Below are 12,013 nucleotides of genomic sequence, written 5' to 3'. Positions count from 1 at the left end.
ACCCCGCATGGGCCATACGGGTGATCAAGCAGAAAGGCCCCCGCGCTGCGGCCGGGGCCGCGGCACGGGGACCGCTGGGTCAACTTGCTTTGTACGAACGGCGGTTCACGGCTTGACCGCGATCCGCCCCTCGTCCATGCGGAGCAGCAGCAGCCGCTCGCCGGTCTTCTCGAGGAACTCGTCCACGGCCTGGCGCGAGCCCTGCCAGTAGCCGTAGTCGTCGATCAGGAGGACGCCGCCGGGCACCAACCGCTCGTAGAGATGGTCGAGTTCGTGCTTCGTGGAGGCGTACCAGTCGGTGTCCAGACGCAGGATCGCGATCTGCTCCGGCGCCTCGCCGGGCACGGTGTCCTCGACCTTGCCCTGCACGTAGTGCACGCGCTCGGCGGGGTAAGGCACCTGCTCGAAGCCGGACTTGACGTCGTCGAGCGTGGCGACGGCCCAGATCGGGCGGTCCTTGCCCTGCACGGCGAGCAGGTCCGCGGCGGACTTGCCGTCGCGCCGCAGGTCCTCCTCGGTGGGCTCGGTCATGCCCTCGTACGTGTCGAACAGATACAGATCGCGGTCGCTGACCCCGCAGCTGAGCAGCGTCTTCGCGCAGGCCTGCATCGAACCGCCGCGCCACACACCGCACTCGACGATGTCGCCGGGGATGCCGTGCTTGACGACATGCCGGGTCGCGAGGATGAAGGCGTTGAGCCGCTCCGGCGAGGTCATGGTCCACGGCTTGACCGCGCGGATCGTCTCCTTCGCCTCCTCGTCGTAGTCGACGGGCAGCGTGAGCCCCTTGCTCTTCACCTTGGGGGCCGCGGCCTTCGCCGACTCCTGCGCGGTGCGGGGAGCGGGCAGCTGCGGTCGGGTCAGCTGGTATCCGGTGAGCGTCCGGAGTGCGCCGTTGACGGCGTTCTTCCATGCCATGGGGCGGGACACTACGCGCAATTCACCCTTCATGTCACACTGCGTCAACTGCTCGTTACTTTACGTGGGTTGATGGCGCATCCACCATCGCCTGGCAGGCTCCTCGACATAGCGGTAGGCGGCCCAGGACAGGGCGACGACCACGGCCGCGACGCCGAGCAGCGTGAACACGGAGAGGTCCGTGGGTGCGGGGCGGCCCCAGTGGTCGAGGATCATCCGGTTCACGGTCTGGTGCAGCAGATAGAAGGCGTACGACCAGGCGCCGAGCCGCACCATCAGCGGGGTGCACAGCCAGCCGCGGACGCCCGCGCGTTCGCGCTGCACATAGGCGACGATCACGAGGATCGAGAAGACGGCGACCATCGGCCTTACAGACCAGGCGAGTTGATCCACCGCGGCGGCCGGCAACCAGTCCTCGCGGTGCACGTACACCACCGTGTATGCGGCGAACGCGGCGGCGAGCGGTCCGGGGCGCGGGCGCAGGGGCAGACCGCGGCCGATGGCGAGCGCGAGGCCGAGTCCGAGCGCGAACTCGGGGAGGCGGGCCAGCGGGTGGCGCATCAGCCACTCGCAGTGGAAGGGCGAAAGATGCGTGGCCGCCCACCAGTTGACCGCCCACATGGCCACGAGTCCGGCGGCCGCGAGGGCGAGCAGTACCCGGGTGCGCAGCCGGTAGGCGCCGCGGATGACCAGCGGGAAGAGGAGATAGAAGAAGACCTCGACGCTGAGCGTCCACGACACCCCGTTGCCCGGGAACATCGGGACGACGCCGGGGAACCAGGTCTGCACGAGCAGCAGCGAGGCGAGGAAACTCGGCAGGTCCCACGGGACACCGCCCCACAGGTGGAACACCCAGATGCAGGGAATCGTGGCGGCCAGGTGCAGCGGCAGGATGCGTCCGGCCCGGCGCCAGTAGAAGACGCGGGCGCGCGTGCCGGCGCGATGGCCCCAGGCGAGCAGGAAGCCGGAGAGCACGAAGAAGAACCCGACGCCGTTGACGCCCATCGTCGAGTACGGAAAGAGCAGGGGCGCGTGGGCGACGCCGCCGGCCGCGCTCACGCCCGTGAAGTGGTGCACGAACACGGCGAGCGCGGCGAGGAAGCGCAGCCCGGTGAGCGAGTCGAGCCGGTCACTGCGCGGGGCGGCGGTGGCACGGGACCTGGGGGAATGCTGCTTCGGCAGCAGGACGCTGCTCATACGGCGGCTCCCTCGGCGGGACCGCTGTGGAGACCCGCCAGCGCAAGACCGCTGACCGCGCTCTGCCCCGGCTCCAGCCGGTCCCCGCACCCGCCGAGCCGCCCGCCCCGGTGGTGTTTCTGGTGCAGCATCCGGTCGAGCCGCGGCTTCGCCCACTGCTGTACGGCGTCGATCCGGGCGTGCCCGCCGGGCACGGCCGAGGCGCGGACGAAGTCGCCGCCGTTGTCCTCGCGGTACAGCGGCACGTATCCGGCCGCGGCAATCCGGTCCCTGGTCAGGCCGGACTTGCCGGGCCAGGCGGCGTGCACATGGAGCAGCGCGGGCCGCACCTCGTCGAGGACGTAGCGGCGCAGCGCGTCCTTGTCCTTGGCGGCGTACGCGTCGGCGATCCTGCGGTCGGTGAGACCGGCGATGTCGACGACCTGCAGGCGGGTGGTGAGCAGCATGCCGCCGAGGTCGGGCAGCGCGGCGGTGCTGCCCGGTGGCAGGGCGAGGCGGTCGGCGTAGGCGTTGAAGGTGCGGCCGTAGCGGTCGGCGACCCAGCACATGGAGAGCGTGGGCTCGTGCCGGAACCCGGCGTTGCGCAGGTCCTGCGAGGTGAGGGAGAGGGTCAGCGCGCCGGCGAGCGCCACACCGAGCACCATGCGGGCCCGGGCCCGCGCCCCGTCCCAGGCGGCGGCGACGCAGAGCGCGGCGAGCGCGGCGCCGAGCACCCACACAGGGGTCGCGAACCGGTACAGCGGCATCCAGTCCGGCGCGAGCGCCCCGTACGCGGCCAGCGTCAGCACGAGCGGTACGCACAGCACGGCGATCACATGGCGCACGGGTCCGCGGCCCGCCAGGACCAGTCCGGCGCACCCCGCGCAGACGAGCACCAGCGCCCAGCCCGCATAGCCGAGCAGCTCGCCGACCTTGCCCAACTCGCCCAGTTCCGGGGGCTCCTGGGCCTTGGCCACGGCGGTGTTGGGCACCCAGAGCCCGAAGACCGCGCGCCGCCACAGCAGGAACAGCCCGTATCCGGCGGCGAACACCCCGCAGCTGAGCAGCGCGCGGGCCACCGCGTCCCGGCGCCACCGGAGCAGCACGACCAGCGGGTACGCGGCCGCGAGCACGGCGCCGTCCGGGCGGGTCAGGGCGGCGGCGAGCGCGAGGAGTCCGGCCGCGCAGGCGAGCCGTGGTCCGCCCGGTGCGCGCACGAGCAGCAGGGCGAGCGCGGCGGCGAGCAGCCCGTACAGGGGGTTCTCCAGACCGGAGAAACTCCACACCACGTACGAGTAGTTGGCGGCGAGCAGCGCTCCGGTGAGGAGCACCACCGCAGGAGCCGCCTTGGGCAGCGCCACCCGCGCGAGGGCGCCGACGCAGGCCAGCGTCCCCGCGACGCAGGCGAGCGCGAGGAGCTTGGGGAAGAGGGCGAGATCGCTCACGCCGAACCAGCCGCCGTGGTCGAAGAGCCCCAGCACGCGCCCGATGAGCAGCAGCACCAGCCACGCCGGGTTGGAGTACCCCTCGACCGGCGCGTCCCCGGGCAGCTGCACCGGGCCGTGCCCCTCGCCGATGCTGCGCACGTACGCGTAGGTCACCGCGGCGTCGTCGACGATCCACTGTCCGAGGGCCGCGGCCCGCAGGCCGACCAGCGCGGTGGCCACGCCCACCGCCGACGGCATGACCCACCTGCGGGCCGGGCCCTCGAGTGGCGCTTCGGGCGAACGGGCGCCGGGCACGGCGGCGGGGGGCGGCTGGGGCGGGGCGGTGGACCGGCTCACGATGTTCATCCAGGGCCCAACCACCGAGCGCCCACCCGGTCACTGACGCTGGGCCGATCGGGTGAGCGGCCCGCCCGCCTCAGGCCCGGGCGCCTGAGGCCCGCCCGCCTCAGGCCCGCCCGCCTCAGGCCCGGGCGCCTCGGGCCCGGGCGCGGAGCAACTCCCGTACAGGAAGCGGCCGTACGTCGATCCGCAGCGCGTCGCCCTCGGTGGTGAGTCCGATCCGGTACGGACGCATCCGGTGCCTGCGCGGCCGCTCCGGTCCCGCGTCGGCGGGGCCGGGCGCGAACGCCATACGCGGCGTGGCGCCGAGTGCCTCGGCGACGAGCCGGGCGCTCCACCGTTCGAAGGGCGGCTCCTTCGCCGGGAACAGCTCCCCGAGCGGCAGCTCCACCCGCACGACGCTGCCCTCGCCGTCGCCGCTCACCTCGGCCGCGTACGACCGCGTGACCTGCTCACCGGCCCGCTCGCACACGGTCTCGGCGCGCACGGCACCCGTCCCGAACGCGGCCAGATCCGGCAGCGAGCTGCGCGCCTCGACCACCACGCGCCCGTCCGCCACACGCACCTCGGCCGCGCCGAACTCCTGCCCGGCGAACCGCTCGCGTGTGGCGTCGGTGATGTCGAACCACTCGTCGGGCAGGGCGAGTTGCGGGTCGCGGAAGCAGGGATAGGCCGCGTAGGCCCGCTCCCCGTCGACCACCACACCAGGCCCACCGGCCGCCGCGCACTCCAGGACGGCGACGAAGGCGTCCAGCGCCCCCCGCTCCGCCAGCCGGAGCAGCAGCCGCTGCTGCAGCGTCAGTTTGCGCAGGGCGAACTCGCTGGCGTACGAGCGGTGCAGCTCCCCCGCTCCCTCGCAGACCACCCGGCGCTGCTCCGCGTCGAGCCCCAGGAACTCGGGGCTGATCAACCGCGCCACCTCCCAGGTGAAGTGGCGCTGATGGATCCACTCACGGCCGCGGCCCGGCTCCGACAGCCGCCGCGTGAGCGCGAAGAGCTGCCGGGTGCCGCGCAGCCGGTCGAGGGCGCGGTAGGAGACGGTGGCGTTGGTGGCCTCGTCGCGGCGTACGGCGAAGTAGTAGTCGTAGTCGGCCAGTACGGTGATCCGCCGGGCCCGGAAGCAGGCCTCCAGGGTGAACGGCTGGTCGCTCAGGACCGGCAGGTCCTCGGGGAAGCGCAGCCCGTGCTCCTCGATCAGCGCCCGCCGGAACAGCTTGGTGTTGGACAGCGCCCAGGGCAGCGCCGAGTCGTACAGCGTCACCTCGTCCCGGCTCTCGCCGAACACGGCCTTGGACACCCAGCGCCCGTTCACGCCCACCATCCGCCCGAGCACGACGTCGGACGCCAGCCGGTCGGCGGCGCGCACCATGCGCTCCAGGGCTTCGGGCCCGAGGTGGTCGTCGGCCCCGACGAAGAAGACGTACCGGCCGCGGGCCAGTCCGAGCGCACGGTTGCTGGGCTGGGCGGGGCCACCGGAGTTGTCCTGGTGGACGACGGTGAGGACGCCGGGGTACCGCTCGGCGAACCGCTCGAGCTCCTTCTCGCTGCCGTCCGTGGACCCGTCGTCGACGGCGACGATCTCGATCCGGTCGGTCCCGATGGTCTGCCCGACCAGAGAGGTCAGGCAGTCGGTCAGATACGGCATCGTGTTGTACACGGCGACGATGACGCTGACATCCGGCACTGCGCCGGGAGTGTTCGGCATGTCATGCAAACGACTGGCCGCGCCACTCGTTGCACAGCCGGGGAGTGAGCCCCGGGGCGCCCGCCGAACACGTTCGCGCATCCCCCTACGCAGGCGCCCCGAGCACGATCCGCCGCACCCCGCCCCACCGCTCCGGGTCGGTCACGCGCCGCCCGTCCACCAGGACTCGTACACCGGGGAAGTCCTCCGCCCCCAGCGTCGCGTACTCCTCGTGGTCGGCCTGCACCACGAGGGCCGTGACCTGCTGCCCCGCGTGGGGCGTGAGGCCGAGGCCGGCCAACTCCGCGTCCGTGTACAGCGGATCGGCGACATACGGCACGGCACCGGCCGACCGCAGCGCGCCCACCACCCCGAACACCCCGGAGAACGCGGTCTCCTTGACCCCGCCCCGATAGGCCGCCCCGAGCACCAGGACCTCCGCCCCGGCCAGCTCCCCGTACGCCTCCGCGAGCCGCGTCACCGCATAGCCGGGCATCGCCGCGTTCGCCTCACGGGCGGCGGCCACGACGGTGGCCGACGGGTCGTTCCACAGGTACATCCGCGGATACACCGGGATGCAGTGCCCGCCGACCGCGATGCCCGGCTGGTGGATATGGCTGTAAGGCTGCGAGTTGCAGGCCTCGATGACCGCGCGGATGTCGATGCCGGACCGGTCGGCGAAGCGCGCGAACTGGTTGGCGAGCCCGATGTTCACATCCCGGTACGTCGTCTCCGCCAGCTTGGCCAGCTCCGCGGCCTCCGCCGAGCCGAGGTCCCAGACCCCGTTCGGCCGCGGCAGATCGTCCCGTACGTCGAAGTCGAGCACCTGCTCGTAGAACACGGCGCCCGCCCGCGCCGAGGCCTCGTCGAGGCCGCCGACCAGCTTCGGATAGCGACGCAGATCGGCGAAGACCCGGCCGGTCAGGACCCGTTCGGGGCTGAAGACCAGCGAGAAGTCCCGTCCGGCGCGCAGCCCGGAGCCCTCTTCGAGCATCGGCGCCCAGCGGCTGCGGGTCGTGCCGACCGGCAGCGTCGTCTCGTACGAGACGAGCGTGCCGGACCGCAGGCCGCGGGCCACCTCGCGGGTCGCGGCGTCCATCCAGCCGAAGTCGGGGGTGCCGTCGGCACAGACGTACAGCGGGACGACGAGCACGACCGCTTCCGCGCCCGCCACGGCCGCGGCGGTGTCGGTCGTCGCGCTCAACCTGCCCTGCGCCACGGCCTCCTTGAGCCGTACGTCGAGATCGTGCTCGCCGGGGAACGGCTCGGCCCCGTCGTTCACCAGGGCGACCACCCGCTCGTCGACATCCGCGCCGGTCACCTCGTGCCCCTTGGACGCGAACTGGACGGCCAGCGGAAGCCCGATCTTGCCGAGGGCCACTACGCAGATACGCACGGGGAGTTACCTCCGGGGAGAGGCCGGAACGGGGCTTCGAGAAGCCGGAACGGAGCATCAACGAGCCCCTTCGGCGCACGGCAACGCCGGGTGACCACAGATCACCCCCAGGAGGTCCGACAAATGGGATGAACAGCAGTTTTTTCGCCTATACACGGACACTTCGTGCTAGCGTCCCGCACCATGCCAGCACCCTCGGACGGGCCGGGCCGCGGCCGCCGCCATCTCCTCCATGTCGCCATCGGCTTCCCTCCCGCGGCCAAGAGCTCCACGTACCGGCTGCGCGAGACGGCCAACCAGATGTGCGCCGCGGGCTGGGACGTCACCGTCGTGACCATCGCCCGGGAGTCCTGGGAGCTGGAGTCCGGCATCGACCCGAGCCTGCTCGACGGTGTCGACCCCCGGGTGCGCATCGTGGAACTCCCGTTGCGCCGCGCCGACTTGGAGACGGACATCCGCCGTTTCCCCGAGGCGCGCGCCGCCGATCCCGTGGGCTGGGTCAAGAAGTGGCGGGCCCGCAACCAGGAGTCGTTCCCCGAGCCCGTGTTCGGCGGCTGGCGGCCGGCCCTCGAACGCGCGGTCCTCGCTCTGCACCGCGCCCGGCCGGTGGATCTGACCCTGGTGACCTGCACCCCGTACGTGACGCTCAGCGCGGCCTGGACGCTCTGGCAGCAGCACCGGGTGCCGTACGCCGTCGACTTCCGCGACGGCTGGTCCGTGGACGTCGTCCGCAGCAGGACGGCGTTCGGCCCGGACAGTCCCGAGGGGCGCTGGGAGCGCAAGGTCCTCGACGAGGCGCTGTCCCTCTGGGTGGTCAACGACCCCATCGCCGAGCACTACCGCACGCGCTATCCGCACCTGGCCGACCGCGTGACGGTCGTGCGCAACGGCTACGACGCCGACAGCACACCCGACGTGACCGGACGCGGGGCCGCGAAAGCCCCGCTCACCTTCGGTTATCTCGGCATGCTCAGCTCCACCGCCGGCGAGTGGCGCGCGCTGCTCGACGCCTGGCGCCTGGCCCGGAGCACCGAACCGCTGCTCGCGGACGCGCGCTTCGAGGTGCGCGGGCACAGCGGGTTCGGCGCCGACCGGGGCGGCGGCCCCAAGGTCGAGCTGCTGCGCCGGTACGAGGACGCCGGAGTGCACTTCGGCGGTCCGGTGCACAAGGCGGAGGTGGCCGGTGTGTACGCCCGGTGGGACGCGCTGGTCCTGCTCGTGCTCGGCGGCCGCTACATGACCTCGGGAAAGGTCTACGAGTACGCGGCGGCCGGACTGCCGATCGTCTCCGCGCACGCCGTCGACCACGACGCCTCCCGCGTCCTCGCCGGGCACCCTCTGTGGACCGGGGCCTGCGGCCTCGACCGGGACGGTCTCGCGGCGGCGTTCGCGCACGCGGCCCGGCTCGCCGTCGCGTCGGGACCCGCCGAACGGCTCGCCGCGCAGGCCCACGCGCGGCGGTACGCGCGCTCGGCGCTGCTCGCCGCGGGCGCCCGCGATCTCACCGCACGCATGGACCGCACGCCCCTGCTCGCCGGAGGGCACACACCGTGACCGACATCCTGCTCATCGCCGCGCAGCGCCCCGGGCTCGCCGTGCTCACCGATGCGGTGGGCGCCCTCAAGGAGCGGGGCGCGACCGTACGGCTCGCGGCCGCCTTCGACCTGGACGAGGACCGGGCCGCGCTGGAGCGGACGGGCTGCGACGCCCTGCACCAGCTGCCGCGCGGCTTCCACGGCCGCTCCTCCGTGGTGCGCCGGGAGGCCGAACGCCGGGGTCCCGGCGAGCAGTTGTGGCTGCGCGCCGCGCACGACCGGGCATTCCGTGCCCTCGCGCGCGAGGCGCGGCTCCTCGTGGCCCTCGACGCCGACGCGGTGTACACGGTGTGGCGGCTGGCCCGGCGCCACCGGGCGGCGGGCGCGGTCCACGGACTCGCACCGGCCGTCCAGGCGATGCGTACGGGCGCGGCCGCCTCCGGTGCGGGCCGTCTGCGCCGGACGCTGCCGTCCCCCGCGCTGCTCGCCGGCGACCTGCGCCGCGCCGTACGCCGGCTGCCCGGCACCCTGGTGCGCGCGGCCACCGTACGGCGGATCATGCGCCACCCCGCGGGCGCCCGCGCCTGGCGTACGGCCGTGGCGCTGCCCGGGCTGCCCGCGCGGTGGCGGGCGCCGCTCGCGCGGTCGGCGGCCGAGGGGATGACCTGGGCGGGACGGCCCGGCGGCGCGGCCCTCACCCTGCTCGGTGCGGCCCGGCGGACGGCCGCTCCCGAACTGCGCGCCGCGCTCCTGCGGGAGTCGGCCTTCGCGGACCTCCCCACCGGCCGGCCGCCCCGCGCCCTGGACGAGGCCGTCACCGCCTGGCTCGGTCTGGCCGACCGCCGCCTCGCCGATGGCGACCGCGTGGAGGCGGCGACCGCGCTGCACCACGCCCTGCCGCTGGCCTTCCACCGGTCCGTGCACATCGACCAGTTGACCTCGCCGCTGGCCGAGGACCCCGCCGCGTACACGCGCCGCCTGCGCGACTGCCGTACGTTCCAGGCGGTGACCGGCACCGCGCGCGGCCGGGCACAGCAGGCCGCGCCGCCGCCCGCCGACCGTCCCGTACGCCTGCTCGTCCTCACCAACGGCAACGCCAACTTCCTCGGTCTGGTCCTGCGCCACTACGCGGACCGGCCCGATGTGGAGCTGCGCTTCCTCGATGTCGCCGAGCACAAGGAGCTGGCCCGGCTGGCGCGTTCGCACTGGCGGATCATCGCCGACCGGCTCGACGCCCGTACGTGGTACCGCGAGCACACCGAGAAGCACCTGCGTCCGTATCTGGACTGGGCGGACACCGTGTTCGTGGACTGGTGCACGGGCCCGGTGGCGATGCTGACGACGATCGACCCGGGCACGACGCGCATCGTGGTGCGGCTGCACAGCTACGAGGCGTTCACGCAGTGGCCGCTGCTCGCCGACTTCTCCCGCGTCGACGAGCTGCTCTTCGTCGCCGCGCACGTACGCGATCTGTGCACCGCGTACGTGCCTCAGCTCGCCGGACCGTCCGCGCCCCGGATGCGCCTGATGCACAACGCCGCGGACCTGTCGTCCTTCGAGCGCCCCAAGTCGCCGGACGCCCGCTTCACGCTGGGCCTCGTCGGTCTGGTCCAGATCGCCAAGGACCCGCTGTGGGCCCTGGACGTCCTCGATCGCGTACGGGCGCACGACGAGCGCTACCGGCTGCTGCTCGTCGGCGATCCGATGAGCCCGCTGACGAGCGGCGCGGCCCGGAACTACCGCGCCGCCCTGGAGGAGCGCCTCGCGCCCCTGGAGCGGGCCGGTGCCGTGGAACGCAGGGGGCAGACCGACGACGTGCCCGCGGCGCTCACCGACATCGGAGTGATCCTCTCCTCCTCTGTACGGGAGGGCTGTCATCTCGCCGTCCTCGAAGGCGCGGCGAGCGGTGCCGTGCCCGTGGTGCGGGACTGGCCGTTCGCGGCGGGCGGCGTCAACGGCGCGCGGACGGTGTACCCCGAGGAGTGGGTGGTCCCCGATCCGGATGCCGCGGCCGAGCGGATCCTGCGGCTGACCTCGGACGTCGACCGCTGGCAGGCGGCGGGCGCCGCGGCGGCCAAGCATGCGCTGTCCACCTGGGACTGGTCGGTGGTGTGGAAGGATTTCGACGCCGCGCTGCTGCGCGGCGGGCAACTCTCGTAGGGGAGACGGGTCTTGAAGGCACGCAGCGGTTTTCTCCTCGGCCGCCTGGCCCCTCCGTCCCTCGGGGCCCGCCGGTTCGCGCTCCCCTTCGTCGTGCCGCTCGTGTTCGTGCTGCTGCACCTGACCGTGGCCACACCCCCGACCGTCTGGCGTGACACCACCCGCTACGCGCGCGCCGCGGAGCAGCATCTCGGCATCGACCGCGCCACCGCCCAACATGACGTCGTGGCACTGCTGTGCGCGGCGCAGGCGGACGTGGCCGCCCGCGAGGCACGCCTGTCCCCTGTGCCGCCGGACCCCGGGACGGTGCGCGGGACGCAGGAGCAGGAGTGCCTGCAGCGGTACGCGGGGGCGCGGGACATCACCACCGACGATCACCGCTACCAGTCGATCTTCGCCTCGCGGTGGGGTTATCCGTGGCTGCTCGCCCCGTTCGTGGGGGTCTTCGGGCTCGGCGCCGGACTGCGGGCGTGCGCGCTGCTCATCGCCGCGGCGTGCGTGCTTCTGGTGTATCCGGTGCTGCGCGCAGCGGGCGCCGGGCGCCGGGCCCCAGTCGCCGGTCAAGTCGCGCTGGCCGCAAGCCCGTTGGGCTGGTGGGCCGTGCAGCCGCTCACGGAGGGTCCCGTGCTCGCGTGCGTACTGGGTGCGCTGTGGGGGGTGGTCCGTCTTGTCCGCGGGCAGGGCGCGCGGGCCACGAGCGCCGCGGTCATCGGCCTGGCACTCGGCGGCTGCTTCCTGCTGCGGTACTCCAGCGCGCTGCTGCTCGCGGGGGCGCTGGCCGTGGCCGCGGCGGCTACCGCAGTCCGCAGGCGCAGGAGGAGGGCGACAGGCACCGCAGGGACAACGGAGACCACAGGGACAGCAGGAGCCTGGCACGCAGCCGCGGTCACCGGCGCGGCGGCCGTGGCGATGGCCGCCGCCATCGCGGTGCTGCGGCTCCCGACTGCGGAGATCACCTTGCAGGACACCTTCACGGTGCACTTCCGGCGGCCGCCGGTGCCGGACCCGTGGGCCCGGCTGTGGGACCTGAACGTCGAGCTGTGGCGGCACTGGTGGGGCGAGCAGGCGGCCCGCCCCTACTTCCTGGCGCTGACCGCACTCGCCTCCTGGGCACTCCTGCGCCGGGCACCGTCCCTGGCGGTCCCGGCGGCGGCCTGCGCCCTCGTCGGGGTGGCGCAGGTGGCCGGGCATCCCCTCCTGTCGGAGGCGGACCGGCTCGGTGCCCTGATGTGGCTGCCGGTCGTCCTCGGGCTGCCGCTGCTGCCCGCGGCCTGGGCCGCCCGTGCCACGCCTTCGCAGGTGCCGGTCCAGGAACAGCGCTCTGCGTCCGCCCCGTTGAGTGTGCGCTGAGCCTCTG

The 12,013-nt window shown here is 73.6% G+C and carries 8 protein-coding genes; 3 read left to right on the top strand and 5 right to left on the bottom strand.

Annotation, left to right across the window (positions count from 1 at the left end):
• Positions 1–105: 105 nt before the first annotated feature.
• The 5 genes from H9Y04_RS37160 to H9Y04_RS37140 form a co-directional block, all read right to left on the bottom strand.
• Positions 106–951 (bottom strand): TylF/MycF/NovP-related O-methyltransferase, encoded by an 846-nt coding sequence (locus H9Y04_RS37160; protein WP_187818610.1) that lies wholly within the window; start codon positions 949–951, stop codon positions 106–108.
• A 27-nt stretch (positions 952–978) separates the two neighbouring features.
• Positions 979–2,115 carry an acyltransferase family protein gene (locus tag H9Y04_RS37155; protein WP_187818609.1) on the bottom strand — a complete coding sequence of 379 codons (1,137 nt, stop codon included), beginning with the start codon at positions 2,113–2,115 and terminating at the stop codon, positions 979–981.
• Positions 2,112–3,779: a hypothetical protein gene (locus H9Y04_RS37150; RefSeq protein ID WP_214662011.1), complete on the bottom strand. Its 1,668-nt coding sequence runs from the start codon at positions 3,777–3,779 to the stop codon at positions 2,112–2,114. Before H9Y04_RS37150 ends, H9Y04_RS37155 begins: the two co-directional genes overlap by 4 nt.
• Positions 3,780–4,002: 223 nt before the next feature.
• A complete protein-coding gene (locus tag H9Y04_RS37145; RefSeq protein WP_187818607.1) occupies positions 4,003–5,586 on the bottom strand; it encodes a glycosyltransferase family 2 protein in 1,584 nt (527 codons plus the stop codon).
• A gap of 85 nt (positions 5,587–5,671) precedes the next feature.
• Positions 5,672–6,961 (bottom strand): nucleotide sugar dehydrogenase, encoded by a 1,290-nt coding sequence (locus tag H9Y04_RS37140; protein WP_187818606.1) that lies wholly within the window; start codon positions 6,959–6,961, stop codon positions 5,672–5,674.
• 183 nt (positions 6,962–7,144) lie between these two features.
• On the opposite strand from H9Y04_RS37140, the gene H9Y04_RS37135 reads away from it, so the two are divergent.
• Genes H9Y04_RS37135 through H9Y04_RS37125 form a run of 3 tightly spaced genes read left to right on the top strand, consistent with a single transcriptional unit; the run spans position 7,145 to position 12,006 of the window.
• Positions 7,145–8,515, top strand: a complete 1,371-nt coding sequence (locus H9Y04_RS37135) for a glycosyltransferase (RefSeq protein ID WP_236071937.1) — start codon at positions 7,145–7,147, stop codon at positions 8,513–8,515.
• Complete coding sequence (locus tag H9Y04_RS37130) at positions 8,512–10,656, top strand: glycosyltransferase (RefSeq protein WP_187818605.1); 2,145 nt, start codon at positions 8,512–8,514, stop codon at positions 10,654–10,656. The genes H9Y04_RS37135 and H9Y04_RS37130 overlap by 4 nt, the downstream gene beginning before the upstream one ends.
• A gap of 12 nt (positions 10,657–10,668) precedes the next feature.
• Positions 10,669–12,006 (top strand): glycosyltransferase family 39 protein, encoded by a 1,338-nt coding sequence (locus H9Y04_RS37125; protein WP_187818604.1) that lies wholly within the window; start codon positions 10,669–10,671, stop codon positions 12,004–12,006.
• Positions 12,007–12,013 lie beyond the last annotated feature (7 nt).

It is taken from the genome of Streptomyces polyasparticus (assembly GCF_014493765.1).
Classification (GTDB): Bacteria; Actinomycetota; Actinomycetes; order Streptomycetales; family Streptomycetaceae; genus Streptomyces; species Streptomyces polyasparticus.
Note: the sequence above shows the minus strand (reverse complement) of the source record. Positions and strands in the feature narration are given on the sequence as shown.